The 16,280-nt window shown below is 73.7% G+C and carries 14 protein-coding genes; 11 read left to right on the top strand and 3 right to left on the bottom strand.

The window, feature by feature from the left end; translation table 11 throughout:
• Window positions 1–39 precede the first annotated feature (39 nt).
• Complete coding sequence (locus ACIBST_RS07725) at window positions 40–744, bottom strand: SDR family oxidoreductase (RefSeq protein ID WP_397169982.1); 705 nt, start codon at window positions 742–744, stop codon at window positions 40–42.
• Window positions 731–1,450 carry a phosphoribosylaminoimidazolesuccinocarboxamide synthase gene (locus ACIBST_RS07720; RefSeq protein WP_397169980.1) on the bottom strand — a complete coding sequence of 240 codons (720 nt, stop codon included), beginning with the start codon at window positions 1,448–1,450 and terminating at the stop codon, window positions 731–733. Before ACIBST_RS07720 ends, ACIBST_RS07725 begins: the two co-directional genes overlap by 14 nt.
• 224 nt (window positions 1,451–1,674) lie before the next feature.
• On the opposite strand from ACIBST_RS07720, the gene ACIBST_RS07715 reads away from it, so the two are divergent.
• The 5 genes from ACIBST_RS07715 to ACIBST_RS07695 are packed head-to-tail and all read left to right on the top strand — an operon-like array spanning window position 1,675 to window position 8,116.
• Window positions 1,675–2,952: an aminotransferase class III-fold pyridoxal phosphate-dependent enzyme gene (locus tag ACIBST_RS07715; protein ID WP_397169978.1), complete on the top strand. Its 1,278-nt coding sequence runs from the start codon at window positions 1,675–1,677 to the stop codon at window positions 2,950–2,952.
• Complete coding sequence (locus ACIBST_RS07710) at window positions 2,945–4,000, top strand: Gfo/Idh/MocA family protein (RefSeq protein ID WP_397169976.1); 1,056 nt, start codon at window positions 2,945–2,947, stop codon at window positions 3,998–4,000. The genes ACIBST_RS07715 and ACIBST_RS07710 overlap by 8 nt, the downstream gene beginning before the upstream one ends.
• Before the next feature lie 28 nt (window positions 4,001–4,028).
• On the top strand, window positions 4,029–5,834 hold the full coding sequence (locus tag ACIBST_RS07705; protein WP_397169975.1) for an ABC transporter ATP-binding protein: 1,806 nt from the start codon (window positions 4,029–4,031) through the stop codon (window positions 5,832–5,834).
• 21 nt (window positions 5,835–5,855) lie between these two features.
• Window positions 5,856–7,634 carry an ABC transporter ATP-binding protein gene (locus ACIBST_RS07700; RefSeq protein ID WP_397169973.1) on the top strand — a complete coding sequence of 593 codons (1,779 nt, stop codon included), beginning with the start codon at window positions 5,856–5,858 and terminating at the stop codon, window positions 7,632–7,634.
• Window positions 7,631–8,116: an NUDIX domain-containing protein gene (locus tag ACIBST_RS07695; RefSeq protein WP_397169971.1), complete on the top strand. Its 486-nt coding sequence runs from the start codon at window positions 7,631–7,633 to the stop codon at window positions 8,114–8,116. The genes ACIBST_RS07700 and ACIBST_RS07695 overlap by 4 nt, the downstream gene beginning before the upstream one ends.
• On the opposite strand, the gene priA is transcribed toward ACIBST_RS07695, so the two are convergent.
• On the bottom strand, window positions 8,113–8,850 hold the full coding sequence (priA, locus tag ACIBST_RS07690) for a bifunctional 1-(5-phosphoribosyl)-5-((5-phosphoribosylamino)methylideneamino)imidazole-4-carboxamide isomerase/phosphoribosylanthranilate isomerase PriA (protein ID WP_397169969.1): 738 nt from the start codon (window positions 8,848–8,850) through the stop codon (window positions 8,113–8,115). The two genes, ACIBST_RS07695 and priA, sit on opposite strands and share 4 nt — an antisense overlap.
• A gap of 184 nt (window positions 8,851–9,034) precedes the next feature.
• Here priA and hisG point away from each other — a divergent pair, with 184 nt between their 5' ends.
• The 6 genes from hisG (at window position 9,035) to ACIBST_RS07660 (ending at window position 16,280) form a co-directional block, all read left to right on the top strand.
• Complete coding sequence (hisG, locus tag ACIBST_RS07685) at window positions 9,035–9,901, top strand: ATP phosphoribosyltransferase (RefSeq protein WP_397169968.1); 867 nt, start codon at window positions 9,035–9,037, stop codon at window positions 9,899–9,901.
• Complete coding sequence (locus ACIBST_RS07680) at window positions 9,898–10,704, top strand: HAD family hydrolase (RefSeq protein WP_397169966.1); 807 nt, start codon at window positions 9,898–9,900, stop codon at window positions 10,702–10,704. The genes hisG and ACIBST_RS07680 overlap by 4 nt, the downstream gene beginning before the upstream one ends.
• A 149-nt stretch (window positions 10,705–10,853) precedes the next feature.
• Window positions 10,854–11,873, top strand: a complete 1,020-nt coding sequence (locus ACIBST_RS07675) for a BMP family protein (protein ID WP_397169964.1) — start codon at window positions 10,854–10,856, stop codon at window positions 11,871–11,873.
• Window positions 11,870–12,961: an ABC transporter permease gene (locus tag ACIBST_RS07670; protein WP_397169963.1), complete on the top strand. Its 1,092-nt coding sequence runs from the start codon at window positions 11,870–11,872 to the stop codon at window positions 12,959–12,961. The genes ACIBST_RS07675 and ACIBST_RS07670 overlap by 4 nt, the downstream gene beginning before the upstream one ends.
• Window positions 12,958–14,178, top strand: a complete 1,221-nt coding sequence (locus ACIBST_RS07665; RefSeq protein ID WP_397169961.1) for an ABC transporter permease — start codon at window positions 12,958–12,960, stop codon at window positions 14,176–14,178. The genes ACIBST_RS07670 and ACIBST_RS07665 overlap by 4 nt, the downstream gene beginning before the upstream one ends.
• Entirely contained in the window at window positions 14,178–16,280 is a 2,103-nt protein-coding gene (locus tag ACIBST_RS07660) for a N,N-dimethylformamidase beta subunit family domain-containing protein (protein WP_397169959.1), read from the top strand. Before ACIBST_RS07665 ends, ACIBST_RS07660 begins: the two co-directional genes overlap by 1 nt.

Below are 16,280 nucleotides of genomic sequence, written 5' to 3'. Positions count from 1 at the left end.
CTCCTGACGGGAGCGGCGGGCGCGGCGGGGGCGCGGGGGTCACACGTGCAGCAGCCGGTCGATGCCGACGACGGGCGGCTCGGGCAGGCACGACGGCCGCACCTCGATCTCGCCCACCACGAGGTCGTCCGGCCAGGAGTCGACGATGGTGGCCACGCAGCGGGCCACCGACCGGGTGCTCATCTTGTGCGGCGAGCCGTCGCCGTCGAGGTTGGCGATGGCGCCCGGCGAGACCAGGCAGGCCCGCACCCCGTTGCGGCGCTCCTCCAGCAGCAGCGTCTCGACCAGCGCCTTCAGCCCGGCCTTGGTGGCGCTGTAGGCGGCCCCGCCCTCGAAGTACCGCGTGCCGGCGTGGCTGCCCATGGCGACGAACATCCCGCCGGCGGCCCGCAACGCCGGCAGGACGGCTTTGAGCAGGTGGAAGCAGGCGCTCAGGTTGATCGCGACCAGCCGCTCCCAGTCCTGGGCGCGCAGGTCGGCGATCGGGTCGAGCACCCGGTCCACCGCGTTGGACACGCAGACGTCGAGCCGGCCGGCCGCGCCGAGCACCTGGGCGGTCGCCTCCGCGATCTGCGCCGGGTCCGCCAGGTCGCACCTGTGCTCGCCGAGCCAGTCCTCGCCCGCGAGCGAGCGGTTCAGGGAGAAGACGCGGTAGCCGCGCTCGCGCAGCTCCTCGGCGATGGCCCGCCCGCTGCCCCGGTTGCTGCCGGTGACCAGCGCGGCCCGGGTCTCATGTGATGACATCGAGGACGCGGCTCCACTGGTTCACGATCTCCTCGCCCGCCACGCCGTCCCGGAACAGGTCCTTGTCCAGCGGGGAGCCGTCCTGGTGGCGCAGGCGCATGCAGTCCTGGGAGATCTCGGAGATGACGGTCAGGCCGCCGTCGGCGGTCTGTCCGAAGATGAGGCAGAAGTCCCACACCTCCAGCGGGCGCAGCCAGGACCGCAGCACGTCGTTGACCGCGAGGGACAGCTCGCGCATCTCCTCCACCGGCAGGCCGAGCGCCCGCAGGTAGTCCTCGCCGATCGGCTGGTCCTCGGGGTCGGTCCGGTAGTCGAACTTCACGACCGGGCGCGGCAGCGGGGCGCCGTCCTCGAACAGGCCGGGGTACTTGCGGGTGGTCGATCCGGTGGCCCGGTTCTTCACGATCACCTCGAACGGCGGCGCCGGGCAGTAGTCGGCCACGTACGAGTCGGCCGAGACCCGTTCCCGGAACGCGCACGGCACGCCGGCGTCGGCCAGCCGGGCCGCCGCCCTTTCGTAGAAATCGAGCCGGAGCGGCCCGGTGCGCTCGACGATTTCATCGCGGTGGTACGTGAAACTGCGCAGGCTGGGGATTATCTGCACCAGGCACCGCCCGTCGGGCAGCAGCCACAGACGCTTACTGCGCCCGACGATATCCGGCTCTCCCCGGCCGGCCGGAGTTCCCGGATCTGATCCGTTATCCACGTGGCCTCCATCCGCCGACAATGGCCCACACAACTTGATATTGCGGGCACCTCGCTGTCAAGGCGGCGTGACCCTGGAAAAAGGAGCACTTGACGCGGCTCTCGCGGTTTTGATATGTCGTCCGCCCTCGCCGGGAGCACTGGAAGAAAGAGTACTTGACGGGTCCCGGCGGCCGGACGGTACTGTCTTCAGAAATTGAAATTCCGATCTTAATTAGAATCCCAATGGGGGGAGGATCGTTGTCGGAATATGAGCGCATAGCTCACTCGAAGATCACGCGTAAGTTCAGGTCCGCGGGGCAGCAGCTCTTGTTCTCGCGGGGGCGGCGGGGCGAGGTGTCCGACGCGAACGGCGTACCGTACATCGATTTCGTCATGGGTTATGGCCCAGTGATAATCGGTCACGCGGACGCCCAGTTCAACGAAATTCTCTGCGGTTATCTCGGCAACGGAGTCATGCTGCCGGGCTACACCACGTTCCACCAGGAATACCTCGACCGGCTGCTCGGCGAGCGGCCCGGCGACCGCGGCGCGTTCTTCAAGACCGCCTCCGAGGCGGTCACCGCCGCCTTCCGGCTGGCCGCGATGCGCACGGGCCGGCTCGGCATCATCCGCAGCGGCTACGTCGGCTGGCACGACTCCCAGATCGCCGACTCGCTCAAGTGGCACGAGCCGCTGCACTCCCCGCTGCGGGAGAAGCTGCGCTACACCGACGGCATGCGCGGCGTCGGCGAGTCCGAGCCGGTGGCCAACTGGGTGGACCTGCGCCTGGAATCCCTCGCCGAGCTGCTGGAACGGCACCGCGGCCGGCTGGGCTGCTTCGTCTTCGACGCCTACCTGGCCTCCTTCACCACGGCCGACGTGCTGCGCCAGGCCGTCGCCATGTGCCGCGAGGCCGGCCTGCTCACCGTCTTCGACGAGACCAAGACCGGCGGCCGGATCTCGGCCCTCGGCTACGACCACGACAACGCCCTCGGCTCCGACCTGATCGTGATCGGCAAGGCGCTGGCCAACGGCGCCCCGCTGAGCATCCTGGCCGGCGACGCCGACCTGCTCGCGCTGGCCGAGAAGGCCCGGCTGAGCGGCACGTTCTCCAAGGAGATGATCGCCGTCTACGCGGCGCTGGCCACCCGCGACATCCTGGAGAAGCCCGTCGGCGACTCGCCGGACGGCTGGACCGAGCTCGGCCGGATCGGCACGCAGGTGGCCGCCGCCTTCACCGCGGCCGCCGCGGACGCCGGGGTCGAGGCCCTGGTGGGCGCCCGTCCGGTGCTCGGCGGCGGCATGTTCGAGCTCGTCTACCACGACGTGGGGCTGCTGGGCGACAAGGAGCGTCGCGAGGCGCTGCTGGCCGAGCTGGCCGGGGTCGGCATCCTGCTGCTCGAAGGGCACCCGTCCTTCGTGTGCCTGGCCCACCGCGACATCGACTGGGGCGACCTGCGCGACCGGGTGCGGCAGGCTTTCGAGGCGTGGAGCGCGCCCGCGGGGGCCGGCCGTGGCTGACCTCCTGCGCCTCGCCCTGGTCGGCTGCGGCCGGCAGATGCAGCAGAACCTGTTCCCGTTCCTGCAACGCATCCGCGGCCACCAGGTCGTGGCCTGCGTCGACCCCGACCTGTCGCTGGCCGCCGACGTGCAGTCGCTGGCCGGCGGCGCGACCTGCGTCTCCTCGGTGGACGAGCTCGACCTGGAGATGGTGGACGCCGCCGTGCTGGCCGTCCCGCCGGAGCCGTCGTACCTGCTGGTCCGGCAGCTCGCCGAGCGCGGGGTGGACTGCTTCGTCGAGAAGCCGGCCGGGCCGTCCACGCCCGCCCTCCAGGACCTGGAGCACGTGGTGCGCCGCAGCGGGCGGCACGTCCAGGTGGGCTTCAACTTCCGCTACGCCGAGACCCTGCAGCGGCTGCACGAACTGAGCGAGGGGATCCGGGCCACGCCGTGCTCGGTGACCATCGACTTCTACAGCCGCCACCCGTCCGCCCCGCAGTGGGGGGTGGACACCACCCTGGAGGCGTGGATCCGGCACAACGGGGTGCACGCCCTCGACCTGGCCCGCTGGTTCGTCCCGTCGCCGGTCGTCCAGGTGGACGCGCACGCCATCGCCAGCGACGCCGACCGCTTCCAGATCAACCTGTTCCTGCGGCACCACGACGGCTCGCTGTCCACGCTGCGCATGGGCAACCACGTCAAGCGGTTCATGGTGGGCGTCACCGTCCAGGGCATGGACGGCAGCCGGTACAGCGCGCCGTCGCTGGAACGGGTGACGCTCGAACTGTCCGACGGCGTGCCGTACGGCCAGGAGCTGCACGCCACCCGCAACCTGGACCACGGGTGGGGGCGCAGCGGCTTCGGGCCCGAGCTGCAGGCGTTCGTGGACGCCTGCGCGCAGCGGTCGGCCGAGCCCCAGACGGGCGGCCGTCCTCCGGTCAAGGGAGTGCCGTCGGTCTCCGACGCGCTGGCCGCCTCCGCCCTGTGCGACCGGGTGATGGCCGAGCTCAACACCGCCGCGACGAACGGCTTCGGCCTGCTGACCGGGTCCGTCCGGGCCTCGGCCTAGGCCGGGCCGCCGACGAGGAGGGGGAGGAATGACCGAGCGGGCGCGACCGGCCGCGGGCGGGCGGCCGGTCGCGTCGCGGGATCCGTCCGGGTCGCCTGATCCGGCCGCCGCACGGGATCCGGCCGGGTCGCGGGGGGTGGGCCGGTGGATCGCCGGTCACCTGCGCCGGCACCGGCCGTCGCTGCTGCTGTTCACCGTGGCCGCCGCGGCCGCGAGCCTGTGCTCGACGCTCGTCCCCGTCCAGATCGGCGCGGCGTTCGCCGAGGCCACCGGCCCCCGCCACGACCTCGGCGCGGTCGGGGTGGCGGCGCTGGCGGCCGCGCTGCTGGCGGCCGGCCGGTTCGTCGCCGACCTGCTGTCGAACGGCTCGATGGAGGTCGTCGCCCAGCGCGTCAAGCGGGACGTGCGCGACGAGCTGTACCGCAGCCTGCTGACCAAGCGCATGGCCTTCCACGACCAGCAGCGCATCGGCGACATCCTGGCCCGCGCCATCAACGACGCCAGGCTCGTCGACTACATGCTCAGCCCCGGGGCCGCCACCGCCGCCAACGGCGTGCTGGCCCTGCTGGTGCCGATCTTGTTCATCGCCTCGCTGGACCCGCGGCTGCTGCTGGCCCCCGGCGTGCTGGTGCTGGTGTTCGCCTACGCGCTGCGCTACCACCTGCGCCGGCTCTACCCACTGGTCATGCGCACCCGCGAGACCTTCGCCGACCTCAACGAACGCTTCTCCACCACGCTGTCGGGCATCGCCACCGTCAAGGCCGCCACCCAGGAGGACTTCGAGCGGCACGCCCTGAGATCGGCCGCCGCCGCCTACCGGGACGCCTTCGTCCGGCGCGGCCGGGCGCAGGCGGTCTACCTGCCCGCGCTGAGCTTCGCCCTGGCCATGGTGACCGGCTCCCTGCACTCCCTCTACCTCTACTCGCAGGGCGAGCTGGCGCTGTCCCAGGTGGTGACCTACCTCGGCTGGCTGCTGCTGTTCGCGCAGCCCGTCACCATGTCCGAGCAGGCCGTGCCGGTCATCCAGGAGGGCTTCGCGGCCGCCGCGCGCATGCGGCAGATCATCGACGGCGCCCCCGGCGAGCGCGAGGACACCCGCGGCACCACGGCCGCCGTCGAGGGCACGATCACCTTCGACCGGGTGTCGCTGCGCCACGAGGGCCGCGACATCCTGCGCGAGGTCTCCTTCCACCTGCCCGCGGGCCGCACCCTGGCCGTCGTCGGCCCCACCGGCAGCGGCAAGAGCATGCTGATCAAACTCGTCAACCGCATGTACGACGCCACCGAGGGCCGGGTGCTGATCGACGGCCGTGACGTGCGCGAGTGGGAGCCGGGCGCGCTGCGCCGCCAGATCGGCCACGTGGACCAGGAGATCTTCCTGTTCTCCAAGAGCGTGCTGGACAACATCGCCTTCGGCGCCCCGCACGCCGCCGGGTACGAGGACGTCCTGCGCGTCGCCAAGCAGGCGTGCGCGGACGAGTTCGTCCAGGGGATGGCCGACGGCTACGCCACCGTGCTCAACGAGGGCGGCACGACGCTGTCCGGCGGGCAGCGGCAGCGGCTGGCCATCGCCAGGGCCCTGCTGACCGAGCCGCGCATCCTCACCCTCGACGACGCGACCAGCGCCGTGGACGCCCGCACCGAATCGGCGATCACCGAGGCGATCGAGCGCGCGACGGCGGGCCGCACGACGGTGCTGGTCTCGCACCGCCCCGGTCAGATCCGCCGCGCCGACCTCATCCTGCTGCTGGACGGCGGCCGGGTCGTCGACCAGGGCTCGCACGACGAACTGATGGCGCGCTGCGCGCTCTACCGGGAGATCTACAGTGGCTGACGCCCAGGATCGGCGGCGCCCGTGAGCGACCTGTTCGCGGGCCTGCACGCCGACGCCTACGACCGCGTGTACGGCAACCGCCGCCTGCTGGCCCGCATCCTGCGGCAGTTGCGCGCCCACCGCGCCGGCATGATCGGCTCGGCCCTGCTCGTCGCGGGCTCGGTGCTGCTGACCGCCTCCGTGCCGATCGTCGTCTCCCGCCTGATCGACCAGGCCGGCGGCGGCAGCGGCCCCGGCCTGCTGCTGTGCCTGTTCGTGGTGGCGGCGGCGGTGCTGGCCTGGGCGATGAACTGGGCCCGCCAGGCGATCACCGCGCGGCTGGTGGGCGGCATGGTCTACCGGCTGCAGTGCGAGGCCGCCGACGCCGCCCTGGCCAAGGACGTCGCCTTCTACGACGAGAACTCGGTCGGCAAGGTGCTCAGCCGGGTCACCGGCGACACCGAGGGCTTCGGCTCGGTGCTCACCCTCACCCTGAACCTGATCAGCCAGCTCTTCCTGGTGGTGCTGCTCGGCGGCGTGGTCTTCTGGATCGACCCCGGCCTCGGCCTGGTCATCCTGGCGGCGCTGCCGTTCCTGCTGGGCACCGCCCTGGCCTTCCGCCGGGTGGCCCGCACGGCGGCGGCGGCCACGCGGCGGGTGATGGCCAAGGTCAACGCCAACGTGCACGAGACCATGCTCGGCATCGCGGTCGCCAAGAGCTTCGGCCGCGAGCGGGCCGTCCACGACGACTTCGACGACGTCAACCGGCTGTCGTACCGGGTCTACGTCCGGCAGGGCCTCATCTACGCGGTCATCCTGCCGGTCCTGACGCTGCTGGCGGGCCTCGCCACGGCGGTCGTGCTGTACCAGGGCGGGCGGTTCGCGGCGATCGGCAGGCTGTCGGCGGGCGAGTGGTACTTCGCCCTCCAGGCGCTCGGCATGCTCTGGCAGCCGGTCACCCAGGCCGCCTCGTTCTGGAGCCTGTTCCAGCAGGGGCTGGCCGCCGCCGAGCGGGTGTTCGCGCTGATCGACAGCGACCACGCCGTCGTCCAGAGCGGCAACGAGCCGGTGACCGCGCTGACCGGCGCGATCGAGGCGCGCGGCCTGCACTTCCGGTACGGCTCGGGCGCCGCCGTGTTCCGCGACTTCGACGTGCGCCTCGCGGCCCGCGAGACGGTCGCGGTCGTCGGGCACACCGGCGGCGGCAAGTCCACGCTGGCCAAGCTGATCGCCCGCGCCTACGACTTCCAGGGCGGCGAGCTGCTGGTGGACGGCCGCGACATCCGCACCCTGGACCTGCGGGCCTACCGGCGGCGGGTGGGGGTCGTCCCGCAGCACCCGTTCATCTTCGCCGGCACGCTCGCCGAGAACATCGCCTACGGCCGCCCCGGCGCCGGCCGCGACGACGTCGTACGGGCCGTCGAGCGGATCGGCCGCCGCGTGTGGGACCGCAGCATGCCGATGTCCCTGGACGACCGCCTGGCCGCCGGCGGGCAGGGCGTGTCGGTCGGGCAGCGGCAGCTCATCGCCCTGGCCAGGATGTTCGTCCGCGAGCCGGACATCCTGCTGCTGGACGAGCCGACCGCCAGCGTCGACCCGCTGACCGAACGCGGCATCCAGGACGCGCTGGCCCGGCTGTGCGCGGGACGCACGGTCGTGGTGATCGCCCACCGGCTGTCCACCATCCGGCGCGCCGACCGCGTCCTCGTCCTGCACGGCGGCGAGATCGCCGAGCAGGGCCGCTTCGACGAGCTGCTGCGCCGCGACGGCCCGTTCGCGGCGCTCTACGCCACCTACTACGCGCACCAGGAGACCGCATGACCTGCGCCCCCCATCCGGCGGAGTTCGAGCCGATCCAGCGGGAGGCGTCCGCCACGGGCGTGCGCTGCGTGGTCGGCGCCGTGCTGATCAACCCGCTCGGCGAGGTGTTCCTGCAACGGCGGGCGGCCCACGTGCGGCTCTTCCCCGGCTGCTGGGACATCGTCGGCGGGCACGTCGAGCGGGGCGAGACGCTGTGCGCGGCGCTGGCCAGGGAGATCGAGGAGGAGACCGGCTGGCGGCTGCTGCGGGTGGGCGGCCTGGTGGACGTCTTCGACTGGACCGGCGGCGACGGCGGCCTGCGGCGCGAGATCGACGTGCTGGCCACGGTCGAGGGCGACCTGACCCGGCCCGCGATCGAGCAGGACAAGTTCGACGAGGCCCGCTGGCTGGACGGCGACGCCCTGCGCCGCCTGGCCGCCGAGTCGCCCGGCTCGGGCATGGTCGAGCTGGCCCTGCGCGCGCTGGCCATGCGGCCGGTCTAGAGCTCCGGTTTGCGTACCGCGTCCAGGGCCTGGCGCAGGGTGAAGCGGCCGGCGTACAGCGCCTTGCCCACGACGACGCCCTCGACGCCCAGCGGGGTCAGGGAGGAGACGGCGCGCAGGTCGTCCAGGCTGGCGATGCCGCCGGAGGCCACGACGGGCCGGCCGGTGGCGGCGCAGACGTCGCGCAGCAGCTTCAGGTTGGGGCCGCCCAGGGTGCCGTCCCTGGCGATGTCGGTGACGACGTACCGGGCGCAGCCGGCCGCGTCGAGGCGGGCCAGGGTGTCGTACAGCTCGCCGGCGTCGCGGGTCCAGCCGTGGCTGCGCACGGTGGTGCCCCAGACGTCCAGCTCGACGGCCACCCGGTCGCCGTGCCGGGCGATGACCTCGGCCACCCACGCCGGACGCTCCAGCGCGCCGGTGCCGAGCACCACCCGGCCGCAGCCGGTGGCCAGCGCCGCCGCCAGGCTCGCGTCGTCGCGCACGCCGCCGCACAGCTCGACCGGGATGTCCAGGGCGCCGACGACCTCGGCGATCCGCGCCCGGTTCGAGCCGGTGCCGAAGGCGGCGTCCAGGTCCACCAGGTGCACCCAGTCGGCGCCCGCGTCCTGCCAGCCCAGCGCCGCGTCGAGCGGGTCGCCGTACCAGGTCTCGGATCCGGACTCGCCGCGCAGCAGGCGGACGGCCCGGCCGCCGCGCACGTCGACGGCGGGCAGGAGGGTCAGGCATGTGGACACTCGTCGTTTCCTCTCCCGTGAACCCCCCCTTTTCCATCATCGCGAACACTGGTCAGGAATCGAAGTCAACCTTCGGCCACCACCATGGTTCACTTGCCGCCGCCCGGCCGGACGGGGACGCTTGCCGGTGCGCGCCGCACGCCGAGTCGCCGGGGGCCGGTCCCCCTGTTCCGAGGAGGACTGCATGGTCTCGCTCGCGCTGCCCAAGGGCACGTTCCTGGAGCGTCCCGTCCTCGACCTGTTCGCCGCGGCCGGGCTGGAGGTGCGCCGGCCGTCCGAGCGCAGCTACCGGGCGGGCATCGCCTACGACGGCGGCATCGAGGTGGCCTTCCACAAGCCGCGCGAGATCCCGCTCGCCGTGGAGAGAGGCGTCTTCGACTTCGGCGTGACCGGCGCCGACTGGATCGAGGAGACCGGCGCGAAGGTCGAGCTGGTCGAGGAGAGCCGGTGCGTGCCGCCCTGGCGGCTGGTGCTCGCCGTCCCCTCCGGGCATCCGGCCGTGGACGCCGCCGGGCTGCCCGCCGGGGCCCGGATCGCGACCGGGTTCCCGAAGATCTCCCGGCAGTTCTTCCAGAGCGTGCCGCTGCCCGTCAGGATCGTCCCGTCGTTCGGGGCCACGGAGGCCAAGGTCCCCGAGCTGGCCGACGCCGTCGTCGAGACCGACGGCCCCGGCTCCGCCCTCGACGAGCACGACCTGCGGGTCGTCGCCACGTTGCGCACCTGCTCCCCGCAGGTCGTCGCGAGCCCCGCCGCCTGGCGGGACGCCCGCAGGCGCGCCGCGATCCAGCGGGTCGCGCGGCTGCTGACCTCGGTCGACGGGGGAGCGGCCCACGTGCTGCTGACCGTGCGCACCACCACGCGCGACCTGCCGCGGGTGGCCGGGTCGATGCCGGCGCGGTCCTGGCGGGCCGGCACCGGCCTGACCGGGAGCCTGGTGGTCGTGCAGGGGCTGGCGGCCCGGCGCGGCCTGGCCGAGACCATCGGCGGCATCCTGGCCGCCGGGGCGCTCGACGTCATCGAGTCGCGCGTCGGGAAGGACGTCACGCCGTGAGCCGCCGGATGATCGTGTGCGACCTCGACGGGACGCTCCTGGACTCCCGCGGCCAGGTCTCCGAGCGCACCAGGACCGCCGTGCGCCGCGCCCGCGCCGCCGGGCACGTGTTCGTCATCGCGACCGCGCGGCCGGTCCGCGACACCCGTCCGGTGGCCGCGGCCCTGGACCACGCGGCCGTCGCCGTCTGCGGGAACGGCTCGATCACCTTCGACTTCGGCAGCGAGGAGGTGGTCGACTACCGCCCGCTGGACCGGCAGCCGCTCGCCGCGACGCTGGCGCTGCTGCGCGACCGGTTCCCCGGCGTGCGCCTGGGCGCCGAGTGCCGCCTCGAACTGCTCCTGGAGGACGCCTTCCACCTGCCCGAGCCGCTGGCCCGCGACGCGCGCCGGGTGCCCCGCCTGGAGCACGAGATCGACCGGCACGACGTCGGCAAGCTCATGGTCCAGCTCGAAGGCGCCGCCCGCCAGTACTACGAGACCGTGCGCGGGCTGCTGACCGGCTGCGAGGTGACCATCTCGGCCGACGTGTTCTGCGAGGTCATGCGATCCGGCGTGACCAAGGCCGCGGCCCTGGAGTCGATGGCGTCCCGGCTCGGGCTGGGCAGCGCCGACGTGATCGCCTTCGGCGACATGCCGAACGACATCCCCATGCTGACCTGGGCCGGAACCGCGGTGGCGGTGGCCAACGCCCATCCCGCCGTGCTCGGCGCGGTGGGCGAGGTGACCGCCTCCAACGACGACGACGGGGTGGCCGCGTGGCTCGAACGGCACGCCACGGCCGATTTCTCAGAGAAGTATTGACGCTTGTCTGACGAGTATTCATGATGGTCGCTGGAGCCGGGAACGCACCGGCCAGGATCGGTCTGCGGAGGCAGGCCGCCAGGGCCCGCGCCGGGCGCGGGCGTCCCGTCTGAGAGGTGCCCCCAGTGCCCCGATTAGCCGTTGCCCCTGTGCTCGTCCGCGTCCTCGCGCCCTTCGTGGCGCTGTGCTCGCTCGCCGCCTGCACCGCCGTCAGCCCCGCCGCCGAGAAGAAGGGCGCCACCTCGGTCGGCGTGGCCTTCAGCCGCGGCGGGCGCGGCGACAGATCCTTCAACGACTCGGTGGGGGCCGGCGTCGACCGCGCGAAGGCCGAGCTGGGCGTCGCCGCCAAGGAGCTCAGCCCCAACGCCGCCGGGTCCGACCTGGAGGAGATCCTGCGGCTGCTGGCCCAGACAGGCCACAACCCGGTGCTGGCCGTCGGCTTCTTCTACGCCCAGCCGCTGGCGAAGGTCGCCCCCGCCTTCCCCCGCACCCAGTTCGTCATCATCGACGACGCCACCGTGAAGCTGCCCAACGTCACCAACGTGGTGTTCCGCGAGGAGCAGGCCAGCTACCTGGTCGGCGCGGCGGCCGCGCTCAAGTCGGCCAGCGGGAGGATCGGCTTCGTCGGCGGGGTGCAGACGCCGCCGCAGGAGAAGTTCCTCGCCGGGTACGCGGCCGGCGCCCGCGCGGTGAAACCAGGCATCCAGCTCTCCAGCGTGTTCATGTCCCAGCCGCCCGACTTCAGCGGCTTCTCAGCCCCCGACAAGGCCCAGGAGGCGGCCCGCGGCATGTACGACGGCGGCGCCGACGTCGTCTACCACGCCGCCGGGGCGTCCGGGCTGGGCGTCTTCCAGGCGGCCAAGGCGGCCGGAAAGTGGGCGATCGGCGTCGACGTCGACCAGCGCAAGACGGTCGATCCCGGGCTCGCCGGGGTGATCCTGACCAGCGCCACCAAGCAGCTCGACGTCGCGGTGCTGAGCATCGTCCGGGACGCGGTGGCGGGCCGGCCGATCGCCGGGGTGCGCGAGTTCGGGCTCAAGGAGGGCGGCGTCGGCTACGCCACCAGCGGCGGCGAGCTGGCCGACATCCAGCCGCGGCTGGAGGAGCTGCGCAAGCGGATCGTCTCGGGCGAGATCAAGGTGCCCGCCAGGCCGGCGGAGAGCCGGTGAGCCGGGCGCGGGCGGCGGGCCGGGAAGCGCTGGGCGTGCTCGCCGTCCCGGGGCTCGCGCTGCTGATCGCGCTCACGGTCGCCACCGCGCTGCTGGCCGCGGTGGGGGCCGCGCCGGGGCGGACGTACCTGACGATGCTGGAGTTCGGGGTCCGGCCGGACTCGCTCGTCTCCGCGGTGAACCGGGCGGCCGTCTACTTCTTCGCCGCCCTCGCCGTGGCCGTCACCTTCCGGATGAAGCTGTTCAACATCGGGGTCGAGGGCCAGTACCACGTGGCCGCGCTGTTCGCGGCGGTCGCCGGGGCGGCCGTGCGGCTGCCGGGCCCGCTGCACCTGGCGTTCGTCTGCCTGGTCGCGGTGCTGGCCGGAGCCCTCTGGGCGGGGATCGCCGCGGTGCTCAAGGTGTGGCGCGGGGTCTCGGAGGTGCTGTCCACGCTGCTGCTGAACTACGTCGCCACCGCCGTCGTCGCCTACCTGCTGGCCGAGGTCTTCGCCGCCGGCAGCACCTCGGGCTCGACGCAGGAGCTGCCGCCGTCGGCCCGGCTGCCGCAGCTCACGCTGCCGTCGGGCGACCAGCTCGGCTCGGCCGCGCTGGGCGCGGTCGTGCTGGGGGTGGCGGTGCACGTGCTGCTCACCCGCACCCGCTACGGCTACGAGCTGCGGGCCGGCGGCCTGAACCCGGTGGCGGCGCGCGTCCAGGGCATCGACCCGCGCCGGATGATCCTGGTCACGATGTTGCTGTCCGGCGGCCTGGCGGGCCTGGCCGGGCTGCCCGACCTGCTGGGCCAGACCTACCGGTACGGCATGGACTTCCCCTCCGGCGCGGGCTTCACCGGGATCGCCGTGGCCCTGCTCGGCCGCAACACGCCCGTGGGCATCGCGCTGGCCGCCCTGCTCTTCGGGTTCCTGGAACGGTCGGCGCTGATCCTCGACATCGAGGGCGTCCCCAAGGAGATCGTCACGATCATGCAGGGCGTCATCGTGCTCAGCGTCGTGGTGGCCTACGAGGTGGCGCGGCGGATGGACCGCAGGCGGGCCGAGCGGCTCGTACGGGAGCAGGCGTCCCCGGCGCTGGAGCCGTCCGTATGAGCGCGGGACGGTACCGGTGGTGGCGGGCCGCGCTCGTCCTGCTGCTGGCGATGTCGGTGGTCAGGGTGTTCACCGGCGCCGACGAGCTCACCGGGTCGGGCGTCGTGGGGGCCGCGCTGCGGCTGGCGGTCCCGATCGGGCTCGCCGGGCTGAGCGGCCTGTGGAGCGAGCGGGCGGGCGTCGCCAACCTCGGCATCGAGGGCATGATGATCATCGGCACGGTCTGCGGGGCCTGGGCCGGGTACGGGTTCGGCGTCTGGGCCGGGGTGCTGGCCGGCACGCTCGGCGGGGTCGCGGCCGGGCTGCTGCACGCGGTCGTCACCGTCACCTTCGGGGTCGACCAGGTGGTGTGCGGCATCGCGATCAACATCCTGGCGGTGGGCGTTGCCCGGTTCATGTCGGTCATCGCCTTCAGCGGCCTGCCGGGGGCCGGGGCCACCCAGTCGCCGCCGGTGAGCGGGTCGATCGGCACAGTCAGCGTGCCCGTCCTGGCGGGCGGCGGGGGCACGCCCGACCTGCTCGGCGCGCTGGAGCGCGGCCGGTTCTTCCTGGTGTCCGACCTGGCCGGGATCGCGCGGGGGTTCCTGCACGAGGTCTCGCTGCTCACCGTGGTCGCCGTCGCGCTGGTCCCGCTCAGCTTCGTGCTGCTCTGGCGTACCGCGTTCGGGCTGCGGCTGCGGTCGGCGGGCGAGCACCCGGCGGCGGCGGACTCGCTCGGCGTCCCGGTGCTGCGCATGCGGTACTACGGCGTGCTGGTCTCCGGCGGCCTGGCCGGGCTCGGCGGGGCCTACCTGGTCACCGTCTCCTCGACCGTCTACCGCGAGGGCCAGACCGGCGGCCGGGGCTTCATCGGGCTGGCCGCCATGATCTTCGGCAACTGGCGGCCGTCCGGCACGGCGGCGGGGGCGCTGCTGTTCGGCTACGCCGACGCGCTGCAACTGCGCCAGGCGAGCGCGGTGCACGTGCTGCTGCTGCTCGGGGCCGTGCTGGCCTGGGTCGCGGCGGTCGCGCTCGTCCGTACGCGGCTGCGCCTGGCCGCGACGCTGGCGCTGCTCGGCGCCGCCGCCTTCGCGGTCTTCCAGGGCACCGACTCGGTCCCCACCCAGCTCGTGTACGCCACGCCGTACCTCACCACGCTGCTGGTGCTGGTCACGGTCGCCCAACGGCTCCGCATGCCGGCCTACGTCGGCATCCCCTACCGGCGAGGAGAAGCGTGATGGCCGTCGACCGGGAACCCCGCCTGATGGGGTACGCCGACCGCTGGTCCGCGGCGCCCGGGGAGCGGCTGGCCGTGCACGCCTCCGGCCCGGACGGGGACGCCGACGTCACCCTGGTGGACCTCGTCGGGGAGAGCGACCTGACCCCGGCCGTGCCGGTGACGATCGCGCCGCGGCCCCTGCGGCCCGGCTCCCGGCTGGAGGCGGCCTCGGTGCCGACGCCCGCCAGGGGCGGCCTGGCCATCTGGATCCGGCCGAAGCGGCTCGGGCCGCGCCAGGTCGTGGCCCGGCTGGGCGGCGCCGGATGGCGGCTGCTGCTCGCCCTCGACGAGGAGGGCCGGCCCGAGGCGACCGTGCTGACGCCGTCGGGGAGCATGGGCTGCCGGCTGCGCTCGGCCGTCCCGGCGGGGGAGTGGTCGCTGCTGGCCGTGGCGTGGGAGGCGGCGCCGCTGATGACCGTGCTGCACCTGAACGACTTCCGCACCGCGGGCGTGAGCGCCGGGCGGGCCCGGCTGCCGCTGCCGTCCCCGTCGGGCGAGCTGCGGGTCGGGGCGGGCGACGAGCATCCGTACGCGGGCCGGATCGCGCTGCCCATGCTGACCGAGGGCTCGCTCACCATGCCCGGCCGCGTGCCGCTGCCCGACCTGACGACCGGGCCCGAGCTGGTCAAACACCTCGGCGCCGAGCTGCTGGCCCTGTGGGACCCGTCCGCGAGCCCCGGCGCGCCCGTCGTCCCGGACGTCAGCGGCAACGGGCACCACGCGAGCGCCGTCAACCGGCCGCTGGCCGGGCTGCTCGGGCCGGGCGGCGCGGCCCGCACCGCGCTCCAGGTCAGCCCGGAGGACCTCGACGACGCCCGCTGGCCGGTGACCTGCGAGCCGGCCGTGCCGCGGGAGGCCGGCTCCACCGTGCTCGGCGTCCGCCTGCGGACCGCGGGGCAGTCGTGCGTGCTGCCGGTGGTGGTGCGCCCGGACGCGGCGCGCCGGAGCCCGGTCGCGGTCGTCCTGCCCACGTTCACCTACCTCGCCTACGCCAACCACCGGCAGTCCAGCGAGGCCGAGTACTTCGGCGACTACCGGCAGGTCACCGACCGCGTGATCACGCTCTCCCCGGTGGACGCCTACCTCAACGAGCACCGCGAGCTCGGCCTGTCGCTGTACGACCAGCGGCGCGAGGGCGGCCACGTCACCCACTCCTCCAGACGCCGCCCGGTGCTCAACCTCACCCCCGACTACCGCTGGTGGATGACCGGCGCGCCGCGCCACTTCGCCGCCGACCTGCTGCTGCTGCGCTGGCTGCGCTCGGCGGGCTTCGCCTTCGACGTGCTGGCCGACGAGGACGTGCACGACGGCGGCGCCGACCTGCTGTCCGCCTACCGCGTCGTCCTGACCGGCAGCCACCCCGAGTACGTCACCGCCCCCGAACGCGCGGCCTTCGCCGCGTACGTCTCCGGCGGCGGCCGGCTCATGTACCTGGGCGGCAACGGGTTCTACTGGGTGACCGGCGTCGACCCCCGGCACCCGCACGCCATCGAGGTCCGCCGCGGCCACGTCGGCGACTGGTGGGACGACGAGCCCGGCGAGGACGTGCTGACCTCCACCGGCGAGCCAGGCGGCCTCTGGCGGCACCGCGGCCTGGCGCCGCAGGAGCTGCTCGGCGTCGGCTTCGCCGCCCAGGGCTGGGGGCCCGCCCCCGGCTACACCCGCCTGCCCGACAGCCACCGGGAGGAGGCGTCCTGGGTGTTCGAGGGCGTCGGGACCGACCCGGTGGGCTGCTGCGGTCTCGCGCTCGGCGGGGCGGCGGGGGACGAGATCGACCGGGCCGCGCCCGAGCTCGGCACCCCGCCGGACACCCTGGTGCTCGCGACCTCCGCGGGCGGCCACGGCCACCACTACCGGCCCCCCACCGAGGAGGCCGGTGCGGGCGCGCAGGCCGTACGCGCCGACATGACCCTGCGACTGCTCGGCTCCGGCGGCGCGGTGTTCGCCGCCGGATCCGTCAACTGGGTGACCAGCCTCGCCTGCTGTGACGGTGACATCAGGCGAATCACCCGAAACGTCCTGTCCCGATTCCTGCAACCCGCAGCTTGTGAGGAGGAGTGA

Source organism: Nonomuraea sp. NPDC049684 (genome assembly GCF_044465345.1).
In the GTDB taxonomy this organism is placed as follows: Bacteria; Actinomycetota; Actinomycetes; order Streptosporangiales; family Streptosporangiaceae; genus Nonomuraea.
This window is presented reverse-complemented; position numbering and strand designations above follow the sequence as displayed.